The sequence below is a fragment of the Gilliamella bombicola genome, assembly GCF_900094945.1.
In the GTDB taxonomy this organism is placed as follows: domain Bacteria; phylum Pseudomonadota; class Gammaproteobacteria; order Enterobacterales; family Orbaceae; genus Gilliamella; species Gilliamella bombicola.
This window is the reverse complement of sequence record NZ_FMAQ01000002.1, coordinates 123231-145870: the sequence shown is the minus strand read 5'-3', so window position 1 is coordinate 145870 and position 22640 is coordinate 123231. Positions and strand designations below refer to the sequence as shown.

The following is a 22640-nucleotide window of genomic DNA, read 5'->3' as shown; positions in this document are numbered from 1 at the left end:
ATGAGCCAATTTGATTCAACATCCTTTTTGAAAACTGTCCCACATAAACCGGGAATTTATCAGATGTTTAATGATAAAGAGACGATTATTTATGTGGGCAAGGCCAAAGATCTCAATAATCGCTTAAAAAGCTATTTTAATAGCAGTAAAAAAACACTAAAAACAGATATGCTTGTTAGCCATATCCATCATGTTGAATTTACAATTACCAATACTGAAATTGAAGCCCTGCTACTTGAACAGACATACATCAAAAAGCATCAGCCACGATATAATGTACTTTTAAAGGATGATAAAAGCTATCCGTTTATAAAACTAAGCAAAGAGAGGCATCCTCAACTATCCCTTTATCGTGGAGCAATTAATCGTAAAAAAGATGAATTTTTTGGTCCCTACCCTAGTGGTTATGCAGTTAAACAGATATTAGCTCTGTTGCAAAAAACATTTCCGATAAGGCAGTGTTTAAATACAACGTATCGAAATCGAACTCGCCCTTGCCTGCAATATCAAATCAAACGTTGCTTGGGTCCTTGTGTTTCTGGATTAGTCAGTGATGCAGACTACCTAGAACAAGTTAATTATGTTAGATTATTTTTATCGGGACAATCAGATCAAATACTACAAGAAATAACCGAAGATATGCAAAAAGCCAGTAGCGAGCTCAATTTTGAAAAGGCTGCGGTTTTGCGCGATCAACTACAAGCAATAAAACATATTAATGAAAAGCAAGCTATATATAATAATAATGATAATCTTGATGTCATTGGTTTCCATTATGAGTCAGGCTTGGCTTGTATATATGTCTTATTTATTCGAAATGGCCAAACTTTTGGGCATCGATCTTATTTTCCTAAAGTGCCATCAAATACCGAACTAGAAGAAGTTATTGAAACCTTTTTGGGACAATTTTATCTGCAAGGCAATCAAAATAGAAATATCCCTAAAAAGATTTTACTTAATTTTTCATTGTCTGATAAACAACCAATGGAAGAGACACTGTCACTTATTGCTGAGCATCAAGTTAAACTTGTTGATGAACCCAAAGGTGATAATCTTAAATTACTCAATATTGCAACTGTGAATGCTCAAACTGGGGTTAAAAATAAACTACTAGCAAACTCAACAATTAAACAACGTTACGATGCATTGAAAGCCTTTTTAGGGATTGACAAAATTAATCGAATGGAATGTTTTGATATTAGCCATTTTATGGGTAAAAATACCATTGCATCTTGTGTTGTGTTTGATGATAAGGGACCGGTTAAATCTGAGTTTCGACGCTACAATATTACCGGTATTACACCTGGTGACGATTATGCAGCAATGGAACAAGTATTAACTCGCCGTTATAATAAAAAAGATCTACCAACTGAAAAAGTGCCTGATATTATTTTTATTGATGGCGGTAAAGGACAACTTAACCAAGCTCTACAAGTATTTGAACAATTGGATGTTAATTGGAACAAAAATCACCCTATTTTAATTGGCGTAGCTAAAGGCGCTGAGCGCAAAGAAGGATTAGAAACCCTCTTTTTTGAAGCTCATGGCACGGGATATTACCTTGATGACCATTCCCCTGCACTATTGCTCATTCAACAAATTAGAAATGCATCACATGATCATGCTATTGTAGGTCAACGTAAAAAAGGAACAAAGCAACTTACTGACAGTGCATTAGAGCATATCGAAGGCATTGGTGCCAAAAGACGTCAAGCACTACTCAAACATTTTGGCGGATTAAGAGAGTTAAAAAGTGCCAGTATTGACGAAATAGCTCAAGTGCAAGGTATATCAAAATCATTAGCTGAAAAAATTTATCTAAATTTACAACAATAACACATTGAAAAAATAACATATTTCAGGCAACATAACCATTAAGAAAAGACTGTTTTTTATCAATCTCTAATACATTGATTAATAAAATAAAAAAAGAGTTTATGTCACATGAAAATTAATTTTCCAACAGCCTTAACACTATTTCGAGTTATTTTAATCCCTTTTTTTGTGTTGGCATTTTATTTGTTTCCCCATGAATGGTCTGGTTTTTTTTCTGCATTGATCTTTTTAATTGCAGCTGTGACTGATGTATTAGATGGTTATCTTGCCCGTCGCTTAGGTCAAACAACTAAATTTGGCGCATTTTTAGATCCAGTCGCCGACAAAATCATGGTAACAATTGCACTAGTTTTAATTACCCAATATTACCAAGCATGGTGGATCTCAATTCCAGCAATTATTATCGTTTCGCGCGAAATTATAGTATCGGCCTTACGCGAATGGATGGCTGAAATCGGCAAACGCAACAATGTAGCCGTTTCGTCAATTGGTAAAATCAAAACGATAGCACAAATGACAGCGCTAACTTGGCTACTTTGGCGCCCTTGTGACATTGTTATTTACGCAGGTCTTGCAGCATTATTTATTGCAACAGTATTAACGCTATTATCAATGTTACAATATTTATGGATAGCACATAGCGATTTATTAGAAGAAGAATAACTTTTGGTTAACATCTTAATATCTTTTATATGAGTAGTTTTGTTCAAAAAGTTCGTATAAACAAAATTACTCATCCCCTTTCAAATTCAAAATACTGCATTTAAAGTGATAATCAGTCAAACATTGAACAATTAAACGATTAATTTAAAATTTTTATTGACTGAAATCATAAGATCGGTAAAATGCACTGCATTCAAAACGAATTACTTCTTAGTAATCAGCTTTGAGCCCGGGTGGTGAAATCGGTAGACACAAGGGATTTAAAATCCCTCGGCCTTTTTGGCCGTGCGAGTTCAAGTCTCGCCCCGGGCACCACTTCTCACCTATGCGGGAATAGCTCAGTTGGTAGAGCACGACCTTGCCAAGGTCGGGGTCGCGAGTTCGAACCTCGTTTCCCGCTCCAATTCATGATGTATAAAGCCGTACTAAAATATACAACTTAATGATTTTTAATTAATATTTAGTTGTTTTTCGTATACTGAGATGTACCCAAATATACCCACAGGCGCTCAAATTTAGTACACTTCGAGTTCGAGCTAGTACACTTTTATCTTTTAAACAAACCTCTTATTTTATATATGCCTTTTAGTTTGATTTCTAAAGGAGAGTTTTATTATGGCTTTAACTGAAATTGCCGTTCGTAATGCCAAACCAAAACAAAAAAGATATACCCTCAATGATGATGAAGGTTTAAGCCTTTGTGTCGTCCCTTGTGGCGGTAAATATTGGCACTTTCGATTCAGTTGGCAAGGGAAACAACCGAGAATTTCTTTAGGCACCTATCCAGAACTGTCACTGAAAGAAGCAAGATTGAAGCGTGATGATTACCGCGCTGATATTGCCAAAGGAACAGATCCCCGTCCAGGGCACCGTCGTGCTGCTCAAGCTAAAATGGAAATCTTGGACGAAGAAGGATATGAAGCACATCATAACACTTCATTGACATTGGGAATGTTTATCCCAAGATGAAAAGCCCTAAAATTTAAAAAGTTGGGCATTGATGACCCTAAACGTCGTAATTCGACTAAAACTTAAATTGAACGTTATTTAAAAAAAGATATATTACCGACACTGGGCATTATTCCTATTGAGAAAATCACCCTGAGAGATATTCAGCAAGTGTTACGTAAAGTAGAACGTGGTGCATTGTCGATTGCTGAGAAGCTGCGATGTTGGCTAATTGATATTTTCCGACATGCCATGCTCGATGGGTTAATCAAAACCAATCCAACCACGGATATTGTTTTTTTAGCTCTCCCTAAACCAGCCCAAAAAAATAACTCTCACTTGGAGATGCAGGATATTCCTCGGTTTTTAATAGCGTTATCTCGTTATCCGGGGGATATACAAACTAAACTGGCACTCAAGTTGTTGTTATTAACTGGGGTTAGACCAGGTGAGTTAAGGTTTTCAAAACCAGAACAATTTGATTTAGATAATCAGGTATGGACGATCCCCGCAGGGGAAATTAAACAATCTAAGCGTTTAGTCAACGCCGGGCACGTTATTCCAGATTATGTCATTCCGCTATTAAGACAAGCCGTCAATGATGAGTTAACTTGACAGTACCGCAATCAGAGGTGCTTTTAAAGCACCTTTTTATTTCAATTGATAAAACTGATCGATTATTCAATTTATTTACTTAGGACTTTAGGTATGTTAAAAATCTCGAGTAAACAAAGAATACTTTTAAATTAAGAAAGTCGATTTATTTTGAAGATAGACTCGGCGATAATTTCGTTGCATTAAACAACGTGTAGTCAAAATCTACGAGGTCATAAATATAAAAAGGATCATTTTTCATAATATCTTTTGCTTCTTCAATCGAATCACTCATTACTAAAATTATACCGCTTGTTTTACTCTCTAAAAGTCCAGATGCCAAAAATTTATTTTGAGCGAAATAATTATCTAAAAACACATTATGTTCGTCCAGTTTTGCAAGAATTTCAGGCATCGGTTTTTTAAACTTTAGGGCTGCAATTATCACTTTATTCTCCTTGTATAATAAAAACTAAATTTAACGTAGTAGGTTTCGTATCTCAAAAAAATCACCAGAATTTACGACAGTGCTCCTTGACAGGAATACCGACTTCAGCTTCTTTTAAAATAGATACAATCTGTATGTTCAGTCATTTTTTCCATAATTAAATCCCCTTTTACTTTTATCATAGAGAATTTTCTACTTTTTTGCTGTACTATTTTAGGGGATAGTTACAGTTTTATTTAAACGATAGAGAAAAAAATGAATAAATTATTTAGATATTGTTTATTGATAGTCACTCAGTTTTTGTTAATATTTTTGCCTGCGCTTGCTGTTTATTCTTTCATTAAGGCTCGTAAACAGAATATTAAAATTAGAGATAATTTACAACATATTGGTCAACATTATTTTCTTACTTCTTTGTTTCATCGATGGAATAAAAAGAATTGTATAATGATTCATGCAATATCTTTAGGAGAAGTTGATGCAGCAATTAATTTAATTAATTCATTTGAACCAGAATCAAATGAAAATATTATATTAACAGTAACATCTATTCAGGCTTATAAAAAACTACATAAGAATAAACTGAATTTGAAAATATTATATTTTCCTTTTGATTCATTAATTCATCAAACTTTGTTTCTTAGTCACTTTCATATCAAAAAAGCAATCATTATTGAGCATGATTTTTGGCCAAACTTTCTTGCAGTAATGAATATGCTAAAGCGAGAGGTGATACTTTTAAATGGTCATATTTCAGATAAAACAATACAACGTCTTAGTAACAGGTATTATAGAGAGTTAATGTTTTCGCCAATTAAAAATGCTTATGTACAAACAGATGACCTTAGAACAAAACTGCTACATATAATGCCAGATATTAATGTGTCGGTTGTGCCTAGCTACAAACTTCCCTTAAATATTCGCGTTAATGGTGTTGAAAATATCACTTCCGAAAGGAAAGTAATAGCAATTTCTAATTTTCATCCCAATGAACTTGATACTGTTAATATTCTTTTATCTAAATTAATTCATCTTGATTATAAAATAATACTTGTGCCCAGACATATTAATTTTTTTGATGATTTTATTCAGGTACTTAAAAAGCAATATAATAATCAAGTAGAGGTTATATCGGAATGTAGCGATATTGAAAATATATTGTCAGATATTGTTTTTGTAAAAAGTTATGGAGTTTTGAATCGCATTTATTCTATGTCACACGCATCGATTGTATTTGGTTCTTTTGACTCCTCTTTAAAAGGACATAGTTTATTTGAACCACTTCTTCATGGTGCTATGGTTTATTACGGACCCCATTTTTCTTCTCAGAAATATATGGATGAACTATTACATTCTTTTATACCAGATATACAACATGACATAAATAGTATTTTTCAACAGATAGAAAGTCTGACGACTCAAGATAGACTTCGTATTTATAATAGTTTTGTTAAGACCGTAGAACAAGAGGCAGTTATATTAATTAATCACTTTAGGGAGATAGAAAAATGGATAAGAAGCTAGATAATTTAAGTAGTAGTTTGATTTTTGATGCTCATAAACTGATCCTCGCCAAAAAAATGGACAAAAGTTGCCTCTATGATATAAACAAAAATCATAGGAGACAAATATCATGGTCAAAAAATTTAGTATCTAATTTAAACAACAATCAGTGGATTATGCGTTATCCCATGCACACCTTTCTATCAACGAACTTGCCAACCATCTAGGTGTGGGTAAATCAACCCTAGATAAATGGATTAGGCAACTTTCCCCGAATAAAACCAGCCGTCGAGAGTTAACCACTGAGCAACAGCGGATAATGGCGTTAGAAAAAGAGATTAAAGAACTGAAAATGGCCAATGATATACTAAAAAAGGCGCATGTGTACTTCATCAACAATCCAAGTCGGTGAAGTACGCTTATATGAAAAATCATTTAACCTGCTATCCCGTTACTAAGATATGCTCATTACTTGGTGTCAGTTCATCGGGTTATTATGCTTGGTTAAAAAGAGCAAACAAATCAGCCAAACTCAGCGAGTATATTAAAAAGCAGTATTGGCAACATAAGGCCCGTTTGGGTGCGCCAAGCCTGCTTCATGATGCTAGGGAAGCGGGCTATCAAGTTTCAGAAAGGACAATTAGCCGTGTTTTGCAATAATTAGGATTACGGAGTAAAGCAGCACGTAAATTCAAGTATAAAACAGACACTGCTCATCGCAATATTGCGCCCAACACGTTAGATAGGCAATTTAACCCTGATAAGCCGAATACGACATGGGTAACCGATATTACTTATATTAAAACGGGTGAAGGTTGGTTATATTTGTCGGTGATTATCGATTTATATGGACGAAAAGTGATTGCTAGGCAAACCAGTCGCTACATAGACCGTCATTTAGTGTGTAATACATTAAAACAAGCCTTATTTCGGCGTCATTTTCCTAAAAATGTACTCATTCATAGTGACCAAGGAAGCCAATATTGCAGTGCTGATTTCAAGCAGTTATTGTTACAATATGGACTAAGGCAAAGCATGAGTCGAAGAGGAAACTGCTTTGATAATGCGGTTGTTGAAAGTTTTTTTCATACACTCAAAACACATATTATTCATGACTGTTACTACAAAACGAGGAAGCAGGCTAATAAAGCACTATTTGAATATATTGAAATCTATTATAATCGGATACGCCGTCATTCAGCTAATGGCTGGGTATCACCTGAACAATATGAACAACAATATTACCAATATGAAAAAATGATAGAGGTGGGCACTGTCTAATATTTTGGCGAGGATCAATTTATTTTTATAGATTATATTGATAATTATCAATTTATTTTCCACAATTTTTAATTTTTACCGATAGCTGTTATAAAACAATTGATTGCTGAGTATAGAGGGCTATAGGGGATGGTATATTTTTTATCGTATAAAATATAAATACATTAAAAACTGATGTAACTTTTGAATCTAATGACTATTTTTAAATTATTTATCAAAAATATTAAAATGGATAACGATAAACACGTTGGTTAGATGTATATATAGCATTTTAATTTATTTTAGATTGGAAACAAACCCATACAGTGAATTGAATATTTTTTGTATCCATGCATAAATTATTTAACGATCTGCAAGTACACAATAATTATTTCAAAATTCAAATAAAATTTACATTATTATAATGAGTTTCCGCACAATATAAGCACTGAGCAAATCATTAGATTAGACAAGCTCAGTTTTGTAAGTATATCAGCTGGTTCTTTCTTGTGACCAATTTTCTGGAACAAGTACAGGTAGTTTAGCCCACGGTTCTTCAACTAAGGCATTCTGAAACTATTGTTCGCTTAGATTTGCATATTTTATAACGATCAGTTGAAAACTAGGAACATCTTCCTTAGTAAATCTAAGTAACAATTCGAATAGGCGACGCACGGCATTAAGATCGGCATCAGAAGTTTAGGTTCAAAGCAATATCATTTATTACTTGCTGTAATAAATGATATTACAGGCAGAATAATGATCTTTTCTCAAAAAAATATTATAAAGGTTAATGAACAATAATAAGCAAAACAAGGCTGGCTTTTATGAAAGAGAATAGAATAGAAAATTATAAATACACATTATATTTATTAATTACAGTGCTAGGTTGGGGGATTATGTATCCGGCCTCAAAACATGCTGTATCATCTGGTATAGATGGTTACTATCTGACTTTTATTCGCTACGTTCTTGGTGCACTGCTTGTAAGCACTGTTCTGCTTCTTATAGAAGGCAAAAAAAGTTATCAAACGGAAGGAAAAACTTTCCAGTTATGGTTTTTTGGTACGATAGGTTTTGCCGGATTAAACTTCCTTACTTTTATCGGCATTGGTTTTTCTTCTGCCGAACATGCAACAATTATATTAGCATTAATGCCAATGTTATCAATTATTCTGTCATCCATCCTTACTCGCAATATACCTAATATTAAAACAATTTTATGCACGGTATTAGCTTTTGTAGGAATTGTTTTGGTTATAACAAATGGAGATTTCAATAATTTGATAGCCTCATCAAATTTTGTTGGTGATTTATTATTGTTAGCCGCTACAACTTGTTGGGTTATTTATACCTATTTTGCAAATACGATAATTGCAAAATACAAGTGGAGTGCATTAAGAGTAACCGCATTAAGTTCTTCTCTTGGCGTAATAAGTATTATCGCAATTACTTTAACTGCGTCTTTCTTAGGCTTTGCAAGTCCTCCAAGTTTGGATGCATTAACCTCAAGTGGATTTGATATTTTTGTGCTTGTTACCACAACATTAGTAATCATTACTTGGAATGCTGGTATCAATGGTCTTGGTGCTATCAATGGTATTCTTTTTGTAAATTTAGTACCTGTCATTTCTTTTATTATTGGCATCTATCAAGGCCATACCATTTCATATACCGAAATTATAGGAGCGATAATCACTATTATTGCACTAATTCTTAATAATATTTTCATGAGATCAATTAAAAATAAGAAATAAAAAACCCACTTAATAAAATTAATAAATTCATTAAATTTAAAACAAGGAACACTTCGATGAAAAATATATTATTTGTTGTTACTTCTATTCATCATATTGCTGAGATAGATCGTAATACAGGGTTAGAGAGATGCAAAAATATGAAACATTTACATCTGACGAGATATGTATAGCTGATTTAGTACTATACAAGAATTATATGCTTAGAAACACAGATGCCATGAATGAGTTTTCATTTATTGTAGGTCAATTTCAAGATATTGAAAGACAACTTAAAGAGCAATATAAATTGATGTTTACGGTGGCTTTGAGCTTAAAACACCATCTGGTAGATCATATACACCTCATAGAAAAGCATCAAATTAATAACCCAGTTTATCAAGAGCAACAATTATTTTTTATTTTAAAAAAAATAGTATAAGGAATTACATATGCCATTAATCGATATTTATTATACAAATAACAATTTTGAATCTAAAAGAAAAATCATCGCCGATACTGTATATAGCTCACTCCCGAGCAACTTTGGGATATTAGTTATAGCAATAACTTTATTTTTATCAAAATTACAATGAATAAGGGGCGAACACAGCAAAGTAAATTACAATTGTATTACAAAATAGCGGAACAAATATCTCAGCAACTAGATATATCTATAGATGATGTCGCTATTTGCTTAATAGAGAATGAGCCTGTAAATTGGTCTTTTGGTGGCGGAAAGATGCAATTTGTAGCATAAGCTATTGTATTTACATTCTTTGTAATTCATTATGTTGGTTACAAGGAAGTTTTTCTTGTGATCAATTAATCCAAATTATAAAATATTCCGATAGTAGCTATTTTTCGTAAATCAAGGCAATTCGATGAAAAAACAGTTTAAAACTATGCATATCGCTAGCCTTGAGTTATTTTTAGTAGCAGCAGAAAATGAGAATTTTTCAGTTACTGCTGAATACTTAAATATTACTCCCGCTGCTGTTAGTCGTTCTATTAAGAGACTTGAAGAAAGAATCGGATTTGATTTGTTTTCACGTAGTACACGCCAAGTCAAACTGACTCAGGAAGGGCGTATCTATTATAAAAAATGCTCTGAAATACTAGATATGCTAATTAATGCTGGACACTCTATCAAAACTGAAAAAAATACAATAGAGGGTAAATTAAAAATAAGCGTACCAGAGACCTTTTTTAACTATAAAATATCTCCTTATCTAGCTAATTTTTCCGAAGAATATCCTAATTTAAAACTTGATTTTCATGTAACTAATAGAAATATTGACTTCGTTGCTGAAGAATATGATCTCTCAGTTAGGCTAATACAAGAAAATACAAGACTAGAAGCATTTCTAATTAAAAAAAATTTGTTTGTCGCTACAACTGGATTATATGCTAGCCCAAATTATCTTACAAAAAATGGCATGATTGTTTGTCCTGATGAGCTAATAAATCATAAATGTATCAATTTTAGCTCTAGTCAAAATAATAAACGATTTCAATGGGCATTTTTGAATAAAAATATATGCAAAGACAATATTGAAAATAGCCAAATACAAATCTTTGATAGTATTCAAGCGACTAAATTTTTAGCCTTAAACGATGGTGGTATAGTTCAACTTTTTAGTTTCTCTGTACAAGAAGAGTTAAAGAGAAAAGAATTAGTTGAAATTTTGTCTGAGTATAATAAAGGAAATACTTGGGAGTTTTGTTTTCTTTATCCTTCAACATATAAAAATTCAATGAAACTTAAAGTATTTATCGATTATTTTACTAAAAAAATTAGTTGATAATACAGGCTTTTTATATAATCGCAGATATTCTACTATTTGCAAAAAAGGCGAATTAACCTATCAAAATTTTTTCTTACCTATTGCGCTTATTGTGATTGTATACATATTTTACTTGATTTAATCGAAGTACCTCAGCGTTTTAAAAAACGGTAATAAAGATAACAGATTAATTGAGTTTAACAAAATATTTTAAAATAGCGGACGCTGCTTAACTGTATTGATTATTTTTGTAATATCGGATCATTACTAGGTAAACAAGATTTATGTAACACGGTCAAAACGATCATTTTCTTGTTGTCTTGAATAAAATAAATAATATGACTTTGACTGGGAAAATAGCAAATATCCTTTTCATATTGCATGGCAATACTTGGCGACTGAACAAGCAAAGAGATAGCTTTATGCAAATTGGAAATATACTCTTTTGCTTTCTCTTGGCTCCAATTTTTTATGGAATACTCATAAATATGTTTTAGCTGTTTGGCTGCATGTTGAGGGTAGCACGATTAGTCCTTTAACAGATTCTTAAAGAAGGTATCGGCATCAATTGCTCTACCCTCTTCAATATCTTTTAAGCCTAGCTTAATTTGTGTATCAACATGGTTCTTTTTCATCGTTTCAAATAGCTGATATTCATCCATCGATATCATCACTAACACGGGCTTACCGTTTTTAGTGACAGTCACAGGTGAAGCTTGTGCACTAAGCACAGCTTCACCAAATCGGCTTTTCACCTCATAGGCGGTTAGAACTTTAGTGGGTATTTTATTTCTCCTTTCTAGCTAAAATAGCTATTTTGTCTAAATTTTACCTGTTTTAAAAATTATAACAATAGTTACTTTATGGTATTAATTCGAAAATCTTAAAAAGATAGACTTATCTGAGATATTGTTTTTTACTCTGTATCTGTTATTATTTCACAGCGTTATAAATTTAGTACACTTTTTAGTACACCAAATTATATAGTGTAAATAATATGCATTAATAACAGCAGGTTACATATAAAGTTCGAGTCTCGTTTCCCGCTCCAATATAAAATCGATCTTAGTCCATTAGAATTTATAATATCAATGTTTAAATGTGATTTTACTTTCCAAGATAGAACAGAGTAATTCAGTGATACTCAAAAAATTAGCCCACAATTCATACTAAACAATTTCTAAGTTTTTGGGGATGTAATAATTTAGCAATAAGAAAACGCCGAGTTGTTTACACTTCATGATTCAAATAATCCTTTAAAAACGCATAAGGCGTTTTTCCTGCAATCGCTTTATGCGGTTTAACGGTATTATAATAGTTAATAGATTGCTTAAGTTTTGTTGCCTATCTTTTGAATTGCTAAATATTGGCTGATGATGCCACATCGCAATTCAAAGTTCGTATCACTCTTTCCGCTTTGCCAGTCGTTTGTGAGCAGGCTGGTTTGGTAACTTTTTGATTGATATTATAGTTTATTACCTGTTTTAACAAATAGGTGTTTACTTATGCCTTGACATTCACGTCCATTATCGGAATAAATACATTAAATAGTATATTATTCTTCATCAATAAAATTTATTAACTCATTAAATTTAAAATAATTTCACGTTGAAACGGTATAGACTCCTGAATATTTTTAACAAAAATTGTGCTTTTTTTAATAAAGAAATACCTTGTTTTATTGCTAACTATGTTATAACTATAAGAAATTTAAAGATTAATTGGTAGAATAAAAAAAGCGCCATATTCTCTATTTTATTTTTAATATTAATTTAATAAAAACAATGTATTATAAAATAATTGTTATTTTAAGAATAATTAAAAAAGTTGGTAGAAATTTAAACTAAAATATTTTAATTATAAAACAAAATGTTATAATTGGTCTGTTCCCTATGCACATAGGGATAAACCGCAGATCGTCCTTATGCTGGTGGCGGTAAGATAGAATCTAAATCTAAAGTAATGAGAAAAATTTCGTTTGAAATTGATGAAATTCAATATGAAGAATTAGAAGATATTGCAATAAAAAATAAACGTGCAAAGTTGCCTTTAAAAACAATATCTGATTTACTGCGGTTGGCTGTAAATGCTTTCTTAATAAAGCACAATAAAACTTAATAATATTAACCAACGATTATAAGGAATTTATATGAAAAAGATACTAATATTAATTACTACTATGTTTTTATTCGGATGTAATGAGAAGACATATACTGTTTCTGACTTTGAAAATAACAAAGAACTACGAGATGAATATAATAAAAAATGTCAAAATGGCGAAATTGATGGAGATAGTCTAAACTGTAAAAATGTATTTGATGCATTAATAAGTATAGAAACACCAAAACACAACCCTCACGCGTGGGATTAATTTTATCATATTTTTAAATCTCTATCTGTGATAAGTTTATAGACTTGCTAATCTGATTCTTATTCATCTGTTCCCTATGCACATAGGGATCGCTGCTGTGCTCGGTAATATGGAAAAAATTAGACTGTTCCCTATGCATATAGGGATAAACCGCACGAATGATGTTGATGTAAATACCCCAAACTTAGTACACGATTCACGTAGAAAATTATGCTGCTTGTTTTAGTGTTTTATACTCAATGGGTGTCATGTTATTTAATGCCTCATGTGGTCTTTCGGTATTATAAATCGTTAACCATTCTTCGGTTATTCTCCTTGCTTGTGCTAAGTTGTTAAAAAGATATAAATCAAGTACTTCAGTACGATAGGTACGATTAAATCGTTCAATATAGCCATTTTGATAAGGGCTACCGGGCTCTATATAATCAATGGTTATATCATGCGATTTAGCCCAGTTTATAAAGGTTTTTCCTGTAAATTCTGGTCCATTATCGACTCGTATTTTTAATGGATACCCATGATATTCGGCCAGTTTATCTAAATAACGGATAACTCTCCCTGCCGGTAAGCTTACTGCAATATCAATGCCTAGCGCCTCACGATTAAAGTCATCGATGACATTGAATGTCCTAAAGCGACGCTGATTACGACTACTATCACTCATAAAATCCATTGACCAGCATTCACCTTGTTTATTAGGAACCAATAGCTTTTCTGGTGTTCTTGGGGGGATACGTTTTTTACGCTTTACCCTGAGATTAAGTTTCAACTCACAATACACCCGATACACACGTTTATGATTCCATTTATAGCCAAGCTTTTTGATACGATTAAAGCATTTAGGAAATGCCCCAGCGTAAATGCCGGTCTGTGATAGCATTCAACATCGAAATAATCACCGAATCATCCAGTAACTTGGGTTAATAATAGTAAGCACAACGGCTTAAGCCAACAATGGCACAACTCATAGCAATAGTAACTAAATGATTTTGTTGTAGTTGCTGTGCCTACGTTTTACGTGCCTTTGTGGGCACTAAAGCTTTTTATAATTTCTTCCTGAAGCTGGGATTTTAAGCTCAGTTCGGCAAACATCTGCTTAAGCTTGCGGTTTTCGGCCTCCAACTCCTTTAAGCGTTTGATGTCCGAAGTTTCCATTCCGCCGTATTTTTCCCGCCATTTATAGAAAGTTGAATTCCTCATGCCCTATTTACGGCAGAGCTCCTTGACAGGAATACTGGCTTCAGCTTCTTTTAAAATAGATGCAATCTGATGTTCAGTCATTTTTTTCATAATTAAATCCCCTTTACTTTTATCATAGAGAATTTTTTCTTTTTTTACTGTGCTATTTTAGGGAATAGCTAAAAATGTGGGGGATTAAAGTGTTTTCGATAATTTGCACGCATAATGCGAGCGATTTTTTAAGTAATAATTAATCGTATTTTAGCTATTACAATCGCTTAATATCTCATTATGTAGAATCGCATTGCATAATAGAAATTAATTATCGCAATCAAAGCAATAATCTTATAACTTGTTTAAATTTTAGAGTAAAATACAATCAATAAGTTATATTAATAATCATACCCAATTTTAGTCATAAAACAGATACATATTGATTATCAATTAAATAAAAGCTATACCAGTTTTATATAAATTGTTATCCGTTTCGATACAGAAGTTTCTATTGATTTTGCATTTGGAATTGTAGTTCAACATATAATGTTTAGCTTGGAGGAAGGACATGTATTTATTAGAAATGGCACCAAAATTTTTATTAGCTATATTTATTTTACTTATTTATGTCAAATTATCAGGAAAGAGTCAAATTGCGCCAATGTCGCAGCTCGATCAGGTTGGTAGTATGGTCATTGGTGCGCTAGTTGGGGGCGCGTTGCTTAGCCCAACAGTGTCACCTTGGGAAGCGTCTGGATTAGTTGCAATTTGGGCGGGTTTGCTTGTTTTAATTCGATTTATCAAATCTAAAAACTCACGTTTACGTGACACAATTGATGGTAAACCAATTCAATTAGTTAAAAATGGCCATTTAATAACGGATAATTTTATTAAAGCAAACTTACCAGTAAGGGATTTTGAAACATTAGTTAACATTCAAGGCATTCCTTCATTTGGTGACTTAAAAGAAGTTTGGTATGAACTTAATGGTTCTTTAACCCTTATCAAAAAAGGTGATAAAGATATTGCTGTGCTCATTATTGAAAATGGTGCAATTAGTCAGGATAATCTTAAACAGCTTAACAAAGATGAAGATTGGGTTAAACGTGAGATCACCAAACAAGGTTACGAAAAAATAGAAGATATTTTTTGCGCTGAATGGTTTGATAATAAGTTGATTATTTATCCTTATGATGCGGTTCGTGAAGGTAACAAATAATTATTTTTAGGGTGGATTGAGGTCCACCCATTTTCAACTCAATTACTTTATATCCACTGACTAATTAACGCAGTTGGCTATCTTTACTGCCACGGCGATTATATAGGCTTGATGCTTTGGTTAATTGCTTATCGATTTCTTGTTGGCACGACAGACAATATTGCACTCCGGGTAATGCTGCTTTTCTGGCTTCGGCAATAGGTTCTCCACACTCAATACAAAAATCAGCGCTAGTGGTACCGTGATTAAGTTGTCGTCTTGCGATTGCAATAGCATCAGCAATGGTGCCTTCAATTTGTTGATTAACCGCATCGTCAGATGCCCATCCACTTGCCATAAACAACTCCCCCTATAACTGAAATAGCTAATGAAAGAAATGGTGTTTTTTTATACTTTTTCAAGTAATATGCTAGCTAATGGCCGATCATTTTAATGTGAATGATAAAGCCGGTGTTAAGCAATACATAGATATATTGTTGAACATTATAAAACACCATAAATTCAGGAGGTTATTATGCAACAATATGAACAAGCAACGTTTGCCGGTGGTTGTTTTTGGTGTATGGTTAAACCGTTTGATCAGTATGACGGGGTTATTGATGTGGTGTCGGGGTATACGGGAGGAAATGTCGTCAATCCAACCTATCAGCAAGTTTGTGCTGGTCATACTGGCCATACCGAAGCGGTACAAATCACGTTTGATCCTAAAATAATCACTTATAAAAAGCTTCTGGATATCTTTTGGCGTCAAATTGATCCGACCGACTCGCAAGGTCAATTTGCTGATAGGGGTAATTCTTATCGTCCAGTTATTTTTTATCATAACGAATTTCAGCACCAATTGGCATTGGCATCGAAACAAGCTTTACAAGAAAGTGGATGTTTTGATAAACCAATTAAGGTAGCCATTGAACCTGCAACTGCTTTTTATTTAGCTGAAGATGACCATCAAAATTATTACATTAAACAGCCACAACATTATAATCGATATTACCAATTATCAGGGCGAGCCCATTTTTTGTCTGAGCATTGGACAAATAATAAATAATAGGATGACTCCATCATGCAAAACTATCCACAATATAGCAGTAAACAAAAATGGATTCATTGGTTAACATTGGTATTAATTGTATTTGTTTTTTTGCTAGTTACGTTTAAGGTGACGTTGTCACCTTATTTAGGGGGGATGGTCAATGTTTATTTATTACATAAATCCTTTGGTGTGCTGATTTTGGGCATCACATTTTGGCGTTTGGTAGTGATTAAGCGGCAAGGGGTACCTGATGTGTTGCCAAAACATCATAAACTACAGCGAATTTTGTCAAAATCAATACAAGGAGTTATCTATCTTTTATTAATGATTGTGCCGCTTTCAGGTTATTTAATGAGTAGTCGATCACTCAATGTCTTTGGCATTATCTCTATTCCTGCTATTGATATGCCCAATGAGGCTTATCAGGCATTTCACCAAACCCACACTGTGAGTGCATATTTTCTTGCTGTTTTACTTATCGTACATATAGCTGGGGCTTTGTTTCATTATTTTTGGATTAAGGATAAAGTATTACAGTCAATGTTAAGCCGTAATTAATCTAAATAAATTAAAAAATAACATAAAATAATGAAGGTGGTTTATGGAAAATACAATGAAGCAAAAAGCACTCTCAAAATTAACCCCCATGCAATACCATATTACGCAACGTAATGGCACTGAACCTCCTTTTGACAACGAATTTAACGCCAATTATCGGGAAGGGATTTATGTTGATATCGTATCGGGCGAACCGCTATTCAGCTCGTTAGATAAATTTGATTCGGGGTGTGGTTGGCCGAGTTTTTCTAAACCGATAGAGAAGAGCAACATTGTTGAAAAAAAAGACACCAGCTTTGGTATGCGCCGAACTGAAGTTCGATCGGTTAGTGCTGATTCTCATCTTGGTCATGTTTTTAATGATGGACCAAAAGATTTAGGTGGACTGCGCTATTGCATCAACTCGGCTTCGTTACGGTTCATTCCAAAAGATGAGCTTGAAGAAGAAGGTTATGGACAATATTTAAAGCTGTTTGATAAATCATAAATAAAAGGCGACAAAACAATCTCATAAAATAAAGAATCCTATCATCTCAGCAAAAGATGATAGGATTTTTACATAGTTAGATTAATTCTTTCGTTTAAATAAAATATAACTGATTAATAAAAACGCAAAACTAGTGATAAGTGATCCAATAACAGGATAAATGCCCATCACAATACTGACTTGAGCAAACAAATTATCGGCAATGTAAAACAAGAAACCAAAGCTAATGCCAATCAGCACACGAATCCCCATCGATACGCTACGTAACGGACCAAAAATAAACGACAAAGCTAACAACATCATCACCGCCACCGAAACTGGCTTGATAATCTTTTTCCAAAATAGCAAATCGTAATACTTAGTATCTTGCCCTGAGCTTTTAAGGTATTGCGAATATTGATAAAGCCCCGAAGCCGACAATGATTCAGGATCAAAGGCGACAATACTGAGCTTATCGGGAGTAATATTCGTCTTCCAAGGCGTGGATACCATATTAACGCCTACTACTTTATTTGGATCTGTTAGCTCACTTTTTTCTACTTGCGACAAAGTCCAACTATCGTTTTCATAAACACCATAGGCGGCGTGGGTAATGGATAGTAGCTTATTTTCATCGACCGAATAGATAGAAATATTTGAAATCGAATTATCGTTATTTACATGCCCAATATACACATAATCATTACCATCTTTAGCCCAAAGACTGCCTTGTTCAGCCATCAACGAATTTCCATACAGTTTTTCAGAACGCATATTACGTGCAGTTTGTTCGCTAACTGGCGCAACCCATTCACCAATCGCCATGGTAATTAACACTAATGGTAAGGCTGTTTTCATCACTGCAAACGCAATTTTAAAACGGCTAAAGCCCGAAGTTTCCATTACAATTAGCTCACTGCGTGACGCCAGCAAGCCCAAACCAATTAAAGCACCTAACAGTGCTGCCATAGGAAAGAACACTTCCAAATCTTTTGGCACCATTAATAGGGTATAAATACCTACAGAAAACGCATCATAATCAACTTTAATTTTTCGCAGTTGATCAATAAAACGAATAATACCCGACAAACTAATAAGTAAAAAAAGGCTAACACCAATGGTGCTTAAAATAGTTTTACCGATATAACGATCTAGAATCGAAAACACGCTTTTCTCCTTAAGATGCCGTATATTTTAAGCGAAGTTTACGCATAAATAGGTTATCCCAACAATTCAAAATAAGCGCTAACACAAAATATCCTAAATTCAAAATATAAAACCATAATTCGGGATCTAAACGGCTTTTACCTGCATTGGCCTTAATAGAACTGGCCGACAAAAAGTAGACTAAATACAGCAGTAAAGCAGGTAAAACTTGCGCAAGTCGCCCTTGGCGAGGGTTAGACACGCTCAGTGGAATCACTAAAAATGCCATTAATGGCACTGAAATAATCAAAGTTATTCGCCAATAAAATTCAGCCGTAGCTTTTGGTGTATTGGTGCTTGCTAGCTCAAATAATCCCAATTGTTGAACATCAGTTTTATCTGTATCCTCGTTGGTTGATAACACCTTGGGTTTAATAATGCCTAAATAATTATGAAAGTTTGAAATTCGAAAATCCTTTAATTGCGCTGTGCCTTCATAACGATTGGCATTTTCAAGAGTGATGATTTGATTACCTTCATCATCATGTGCAGTCTTTCCCTTATTAGCAATAATAATGGAAGGGCGTTGATTGGTTTTTGGATTGATTTGAGCAATAAACACATTTTCTAAATTATTATTATCCACATTACCAATATAAATCACCGAATTACCATCAGGTGTTTGTTGAAATTGCCCGGCTAACAATCCTGCTAAACTAGGGTTTATTTTAGCATTAGCAAGAAGCTGATCTTGCTTAGCATTAGACCAAGGACCAAACCAAAGCGAATTGAGTGCTGTTAATATGCAGGTCAAAATACACAGAAAAAGTACTACTTGATAAGTCAAATTCTTCTTAACCCCACAAGCATGCATCGCTACCATTTCGCTGTCAGAATAAAGCCGTCCAAAAGTTACCAAAACGCCAAGAAACAGGCTCAAAGGTAAAATAAGATCGGCCATATTTGACACGCCTAACACCAACAACGGCATAATTAATTCATGCGGGATCGAACCATCAATCGCACTTGATAAAATTCTAATTAATTTTTGAGAAAAGAAAATCAACAATAAAATAAATAAAATTGCCCCTTGGGTTTTTAATGTCTCTTTAACTAAATATCGACGAATTATCACAATTTACCTATATATGTTGGTACAAAATCGGGTTATTATAATCTGATTTGCTTAGTTTTAGTTATCTTTTTGTTGCTATCCAATACTGAACCGATAAAATATTGACAATCCCCATCAATTCATAAACGAGAAGCACCATGGAATTTCAAATAAAAAACAGCACTATTATAACCAAACAAAAATCAGAGTGTTTAGTTATTTCAATTGATTCAGGAAAAAGTCAGTCAGATTTTGTTAAAGAAATCGACAAATCAACTAACGGTCTAGTGAGCCAGCTTATCAAATCAGGCGATATCAGCCACGAATTGGGCAAAACTACATTATTATATGCAACTAGCAGCAATCTAAAACAAAAACTCTTATTTGTTGGGTGCGGCAACGCTAAAGCATTTGACTTAATGCAAGCCCAAAAAGTCATTCAGGCTGTCATTAAAGAACTGCTTGCCAAAAAAATCAAAAGCATCGCGTGGGACTTATTGAATGTTAATCACACAAATAGCCTACAAATTGCCAAACAGCTACCGCAAATTGTTAGCGATATAACCTATCAGTTTGACGAATTCAAAACAACTAAAACTCCGGCACCAAGTCTAACAAAAGTGACATTATTGGTTAGTGAAAAAAGTATGTTAACAAAATTAACTAACAACTTATTACAGGGTGAAATTATTGCTAATGCTATTACCGCAACTAAAACTATTGCCAACATGCCATCGAACGTTTGCAATGCAAAATATTTAGCTGAGCAAGGCAAACAACTTAGCAAAGTACATCCATCACTCAAAGTCACCTGCCTTGGTGAAAAAGAACTGGCAAAATTAAATATGAATGCCTACTTAGCTGTTGGGCGCGGATCGCAAAATGAATCGATCATGACCATTATTGAATACCAAGGCGCTAAAGACAAAAAAGCCCAGCCTTATGTGTTAGTTGGCAAAGGGCTAACGTTTGATTCGGGTGGTATATCTATCAAACCTGCTGCAGGCATGGACGAAATGAAATACGACATGTGTGGTGCTGCAACGGTTTATGGCGTTATGCAAGCTGTTGCTGAACTTAAATTACCGATCAATGTTGTGGGCGTTATGGCCGGCTGTGAAAACATGCCTGATGGCAATAGTTACCGCCCAGGTGACATACTCACCACTATGTCAGGCACCACGGTTGAAGTGATTAACACCGATGCCGAAGGACGCTTGGTATTGTGCGATGCTTTAACATATGTTGAACGCTACAATCCAAAAACCGTCATCGACATTGCCACCTTAACAGGCGCTTGTATTGTTGCACTTGGTCATCACTATACAGGTGTTATGGGCAACAACGACAAATTAGTTGCACAATTGGTTAGCGCATCGCAAAAAGCTGGCGACAAAGCTTGGGCTTTGCCAATCGACAATGAATTCCAAGAACAGATCAAATCCACATGCGCTGACATTGTTAATGCCGGTGGGCGTGATGGTGGCACGATTACTGCTGCCTGTTTTCTATCACGATTTACTGAAAAGTACCAATGGGCACATTTAGATATTGCCGGCACTGCGTGGAAGTCTGGCTCCCAAAAAGGTGCAACGGGACGCCCTGTTGCTATGTTGATTCAATATCTACTTGACCAATAAATCGAGCCAGTATTTATGAAAAAAGTGATCTTCTATCTACTCGAAAACCAAACCGAAGCCAACGAATCAGGCGTGCTTTATTACGAAAAACTAGCATGTCAAAAAATTGTCGAAGCATGGCAAGCTAATTTACGTGTGCAAGTTGCATGTCAAGATCAGGCTCAAGCCGAGCGAATAGACGAATACCTATGGCAATTGAGTACCGACAGCTTTGTACCACACAATTTAGCCGGTGAAGGTATGAAAGGGGGATCACCAGTCGAAATCAGCTGGCCACAAAAACGCAGCAGCGGCCGCCGACCGCTGCTTATTAATTTACAAGAGCAGTTTCCTGAATTTGCCAATGTTTACCATGATATTATTGACTTTGTTCCAGTTGGAGAAGACTTAAAGTCCCTAGCACGGGTAAGGTATAAATGTTATAAAGAGGCAGGGTTTAACCTTAAAACTATATCGGTCACATGTGACTAAGGTGAAGTCGTTTTTAACCAAAAACACACCAACAAAAGCTCACTCCTCTATCATTAACAAAACTTCACAAAATTTTAACAAAAAAACTAGCACATCATTAATCAACCGGTTATAATTTAACCGCTTTCAAAGCAAGGAAATGCTCGCTAGTTGGGCGGTTAATTATATAAAATTGAAATAAAACAAAAATTTACTTGACAGGATAATCGAAATGCGCTATCATAATCGGCATCTGGCATCTGGCATCTGGCATGCCAAACCTATGTTCTAAATCTTTTTCAATATCATCGTAGTCAAAATCAGACTCCATTCTTATTTTTATCACCGAAGTTATCGAAATCATCAAGCTTTGCAAACTCGCTGAGTTTATTTGCAAGCTTATCATCAAGGTCTAAAATTTTATCCTTCTTATCAAGGTCTTTATTGGTTTTTGCTACGTTGTTGTTATTGCCGTATTCGCAAAGTTCTTTGGCATTAACGGCTTATACCTCAAGAGTGATTCAGGGTAGTGCGCCGTATTTAACGTTTGATGGGGGGCGAACTAAAGCAACAACGACTGACACATTATTAGCTATTGAGTTGCCAGATGGTAGAACCATCACGCCGTCAACTAACACATCAAGTTCGACAAATCCGATAAGGTTAGTTAATGGAAGTACTTTTAATGATATACA

The 22640-nt window shown here is 34.2% G+C and carries 22 protein-coding genes, 2 tRNA genes and 4 pseudogenes; 20 read left to right on the top strand and 8 right to left on the bottom strand.

Annotation, left to right across the window (positions count from 1 at the left end; genetic code table 11):
• From uvrC to GA0061081_RS02760, 6 genes are all read left to right on the top strand, one after another.
• Positions 1-1836, top strand: coding sequence for an excinuclease ABC subunit UvrC (gene uvrC, locus GA0061081_RS02785; RefSeq protein ID WP_091346860.1), 1836 nt, complete (start codon positions 1-3; stop codon positions 1834-1836).
• 108 nt (positions 1837-1944) lie between these two features.
• A complete protein-coding gene (gene pgsA, locus GA0061081_RS02780; RefSeq protein ID WP_091346858.1) occupies positions 1945-2499 on the top strand; it encodes a CDP-diacylglycerol--glycerol-3-phosphate 3-phosphatidyltransferase in 555 nt (184 codons plus the stop codon).
• A 227-nt stretch (positions 2500-2726) separates the two neighbouring features.
• Positions 2727-2814, top strand: a tRNA-Leu gene (locus GA0061081_RS02775).
• Positions 2815-2826: 12 nt separating this feature from the next.
• A tRNA-Gly gene (locus GA0061081_RS02770) sits at positions 2827-2902 on the top strand.
• A gap of 212 nt (positions 2903-3114) precedes the next feature.
• Positions 3115-3468, top strand: a complete 354-nt coding sequence (locus GA0061081_RS02765) for an Arm DNA-binding domain-containing protein (RefSeq protein ID WP_085248691.1) — start codon at positions 3115-3117, stop codon at positions 3466-3468.
• Between the two features lie 66 nt (positions 3469-3534).
• Positions 3535-4062 (top strand): tyrosine-type recombinase/integrase, encoded by a 528-nt coding sequence (locus tag GA0061081_RS02760; RefSeq protein ID WP_425337778.1) that lies wholly within the window; start codon positions 3535-3537, stop codon positions 4060-4062.
• 145 nt (positions 4063-4207) lie between these two features.
• On the opposite strand, the gene GA0061081_RS02755 is transcribed toward GA0061081_RS02760, so the two are convergent.
• On the bottom strand, positions 4208-4489 hold the full coding sequence (locus GA0061081_RS02755; RefSeq protein ID WP_065586252.1) for a YciI family protein: 282 nt from the start codon (positions 4487-4489) through the stop codon (positions 4208-4210).
• Positions 4490-4744: 255 nt separating this feature from the next.
• Between GA0061081_RS02755 and GA0061081_RS02750 the strand changes: the two genes are divergently transcribed.
• Positions 4745-6013 (top strand): 3-deoxy-D-manno-octulosonic acid transferase, encoded by a 1269-nt coding sequence (locus tag GA0061081_RS02750; RefSeq protein WP_091346854.1) that lies wholly within the window; start codon positions 4745-4747, stop codon positions 6011-6013.
• 148 nt (positions 6014-6161) lie between these two features.
• Positions 6162-7273: pseudogene (locus GA0061081_RS02745) on the top strand (IS3 family transposase).
• Between the two features lie 471 nt (positions 7274-7744).
• Here GA0061081_RS02745 and GA0061081_RS11290 read toward each other — a convergent pair.
• Positions 7745-7948: pseudogene (locus GA0061081_RS11290) on the bottom strand (DUF3732 domain-containing protein); the annotation flags it as partial.
• Between the two features lie 131 nt (positions 7949-8079).
• Between GA0061081_RS11290 and GA0061081_RS02735 the strand changes: the two are divergent.
• The 4 genes from GA0061081_RS02735 to GA0061081_RS02720 all read left to right on the top strand — a co-directional run bounded on the left by GA0061081_RS02735 (position 8080) and on the right by GA0061081_RS02720 (position 10793).
• A complete protein-coding gene (locus GA0061081_RS02735) occupies positions 8080-9009 on the top strand; it encodes a DMT family transporter (RefSeq protein WP_091346852.1) in 930 nt (309 codons plus the stop codon).
• 130 nt (positions 9010-9139) lie between these two features.
• Positions 9140-9430 carry a hypothetical protein gene (locus GA0061081_RS02730; RefSeq protein WP_091346850.1) on the top strand — a complete coding sequence of 97 codons (291 nt, stop codon included), beginning with the start codon at positions 9140-9142 and terminating at the stop codon, positions 9428-9430.
• 111 nt (positions 9431-9541) lie between these two features.
• A complete protein-coding gene (locus GA0061081_RS11285; protein ID WP_370737814.1) occupies positions 9542-9748 on the top strand; it encodes a tautomerase family protein in 207 nt (68 codons plus the stop codon).
• A gap of 124 nt (positions 9749-9872) precedes the next feature.
• The gene (locus GA0061081_RS02720) at positions 9873-10793 is read left to right on the top strand and encodes a LysR family transcriptional regulator (RefSeq protein ID WP_085246537.1); all 921 of its coding nucleotides are present in this window, start codon (positions 9873-9875) and stop codon (positions 10791-10793) included.
• Positions 10794-11017: 224 nt separating this feature from the next.
• Here GA0061081_RS02720 and GA0061081_RS11280 read toward each other — a convergent pair.
• Both GA0061081_RS11280 and GA0061081_RS02710 read right to left on the bottom strand, forming a co-directional pair.
• Positions 11018-11275, bottom strand: a pseudogene (locus GA0061081_RS11280) (type II toxin-antitoxin system RelE/ParE family toxin); the annotation flags it as partial.
• A 27-nt stretch (positions 11276-11302) separates the two neighbouring features.
• Positions 11303-11560, bottom strand: a complete 258-nt coding sequence (locus GA0061081_RS02710; protein WP_091346846.1) for a type II toxin-antitoxin system prevent-host-death family antitoxin — start codon at positions 11558-11560, stop codon at positions 11303-11305.
• A gap of 1364 nt (positions 11561-12924) precedes the next feature.
• On the opposite strand from GA0061081_RS02710, the gene GA0061081_RS02705 reads away from it, so the two are divergent.
• On the top strand, positions 12925-13146 hold the full coding sequence (locus GA0061081_RS02705) for an EexN family lipoprotein (RefSeq protein ID WP_091346844.1): 222 nt from the start codon (positions 12925-12927) through the stop codon (positions 13144-13146).
• Between the two features lie 208 nt (positions 13147-13354).
• Here GA0061081_RS02705 and GA0061081_RS02700 read toward each other — a convergent pair.
• Positions 13355-14436 (bottom strand): annotated as a pseudogene (locus GA0061081_RS02700) (IS3 family transposase).
• Between the two features lie 451 nt (positions 14437-14887).
• On the opposite strand from GA0061081_RS02700, the gene GA0061081_RS02695 reads away from it, so the two are divergent.
• Positions 14888-15538 (top strand): DUF421 domain-containing protein, encoded by a 651-nt coding sequence (locus GA0061081_RS02695; RefSeq protein WP_091346843.1) that lies wholly within the window; start codon positions 14888-14890, stop codon positions 15536-15538.
• Positions 15539-15602: 64 nt separating this feature from the next.
• On the opposite strand, the gene GA0061081_RS02690 is transcribed toward GA0061081_RS02695, so the two are convergent.
• The gene (locus GA0061081_RS02690; RefSeq protein ID WP_091346840.1) at positions 15603-15875 is read right to left on the bottom strand and encodes a DksA/TraR family C4-type zinc finger protein; all 273 of its coding nucleotides are present in this window, start codon (positions 15873-15875) and stop codon (positions 15603-15605) included.
• A gap of 177 nt (positions 15876-16052) precedes the next feature.
• Between GA0061081_RS02690 and msrA the strand changes: the two genes are divergently transcribed.
• The 3 genes from msrA to msrB are packed head-to-tail and all read left to right on the top strand — an operon-like array spanning position 16053 to position 17616.
• Positions 16053-16586 (top strand): peptide-methionine (S)-S-oxide reductase MsrA, encoded by a 534-nt coding sequence (gene msrA / locus GA0061081_RS02685; RefSeq protein ID WP_091346838.1) that lies wholly within the window; start codon positions 16053-16055, stop codon positions 16584-16586.
• 15 nt (positions 16587-16601) lie between these two features.
• Positions 16602-17129, top strand: a complete 528-nt coding sequence (locus GA0061081_RS02680) for a cytochrome b (RefSeq protein WP_091346836.1) — start codon at positions 16602-16604, stop codon at positions 17127-17129.
• Positions 17130-17184: 55 nt separating this feature from the next.
• Positions 17185-17616, top strand: coding sequence for a peptide-methionine (R)-S-oxide reductase MsrB (gene msrB / locus GA0061081_RS02675; RefSeq protein ID WP_091347245.1), 432 nt, complete (start codon positions 17185-17187; stop codon positions 17614-17616).
• 81 nt (positions 17617-17697) lie between these two features.
• Here msrB and lptG read toward each other — a convergent pair whose 3' ends face one another.
• Together lptG and lptF are read right to left on the bottom strand one after the other, a co-directional pair.
• A complete protein-coding gene (gene lptG / locus GA0061081_RS02670) occupies positions 17698-18762 on the bottom strand; it encodes an LPS export ABC transporter permease LptG (protein WP_091346834.1) in 1065 nt (354 codons plus the stop codon).
• A 10-nt stretch (positions 18763-18772) separates the two neighbouring features.
• A complete protein-coding gene (gene lptF, locus GA0061081_RS02665) occupies positions 18773-19876 on the bottom strand; it encodes an LPS export ABC transporter permease LptF (RefSeq protein ID WP_091346832.1) in 1104 nt (367 codons plus the stop codon).
• Positions 19877-20013: 137 nt separating this feature from the next.
• Between lptF and GA0061081_RS02660 the strand changes: the two genes are divergently transcribed.
• From GA0061081_RS02660 to GA0061081_RS11055, 3 genes are all read left to right on the top strand, one after another.
• A complete protein-coding gene (locus tag GA0061081_RS02660) occupies positions 20014-21495 on the top strand; it encodes a leucyl aminopeptidase (RefSeq protein ID WP_091346830.1) in 1482 nt (493 codons plus the stop codon).
• Between the two features lie 15 nt (positions 21496-21510).
• Entirely contained in the window at positions 21511-21966 is a 456-nt protein-coding gene (locus GA0061081_RS02655) for a DNA polymerase III subunit chi (protein ID WP_091346829.1), read from the top strand.
• A 423-nt stretch (positions 21967-22389) separates the two neighbouring features.
• On the top strand, positions 22390-22640 hold a 251-nt coding region (locus tag GA0061081_RS11055; RefSeq protein ID WP_167349281.1), incomplete at its 3' end, for a hypothetical protein.

Coding starts and splice junctions, on each gene's coding strand:
- msrA (WP_091346838.1), top strand. CDS start 16,053: ATGCAACAATATGAACAAGCAACGTTTGCCGGTGGTTGTTTTTGGTGT.
- GA0061081_RS02655 (WP_091346829.1), top strand. CDS start 21,511: ATGAAAAAAGTGATCTTCTATCTACTCGAAAACCAAACCGAAGCCAAC.
- GA0061081_RS02750 (WP_091346854.1), top strand. CDS start 4,745: ATGAATAAATTATTTAGATATTGTTTATTGATAGTCACTCAGTTTTTG.
- msrB (WP_091347245.1), top strand. CDS start 17,185: ATGAAGCAAAAAGCACTCTCAAAATTAACCCCCATGCAATACCATATT.
- GA0061081_RS02735 (WP_091346852.1), top strand. CDS start 8,080: ATGAAAGAGAATAGAATAGAAAATTATAAATACACATTATATTTATTA.
- GA0061081_RS02695 (WP_091346843.1), top strand. CDS start 14,888: ATGTATTTATTAGAAATGGCACCAAAATTTTTATTAGCTATATTTATT.
- GA0061081_RS02690 (WP_091346840.1), bottom strand. CDS start 15,875: ATGGCAAGTGGATGGGCATCTGACGATGCGGTTAATCAACAAATTGAA.
- GA0061081_RS02705 (WP_091346844.1), top strand. CDS start 12,925: ATGAAAAAGATACTAATATTAATTACTACTATGTTTTTATTCGGATGT.
- uvrC (WP_091346860.1), top strand. CDS start 1: ATGAGCCAATTTGATTCAACATCCTTTTTGAAAACTGTCCCACATAAA.
- GA0061081_RS02730 (WP_091346850.1), top strand. CDS start 9,140: ATGCAAAAATATGAAACATTTACATCTGACGAGATATGTATAGCTGAT.
- GA0061081_RS02765 (WP_085248691.1), top strand. CDS start 3,115: ATGGCTTTAACTGAAATTGCCGTTCGTAATGCCAAACCAAAACAAAAA.
- GA0061081_RS02720 (WP_085246537.1), top strand. CDS start 9,873: ATGAAAAAACAGTTTAAAACTATGCATATCGCTAGCCTTGAGTTATTT.
- GA0061081_RS02680 (WP_091346836.1), top strand. CDS start 16,602: ATGCAAAACTATCCACAATATAGCAGTAAACAAAAATGGATTCATTGG.
- pgsA (WP_091346858.1), top strand. CDS start 1,945: ATGAAAATTAATTTTCCAACAGCCTTAACACTATTTCGAGTTATTTTA.
- GA0061081_RS02660 (WP_091346830.1), top strand. CDS start 20,014: ATGGAATTTCAAATAAAAAACAGCACTATTATAACCAAACAAAAATCA.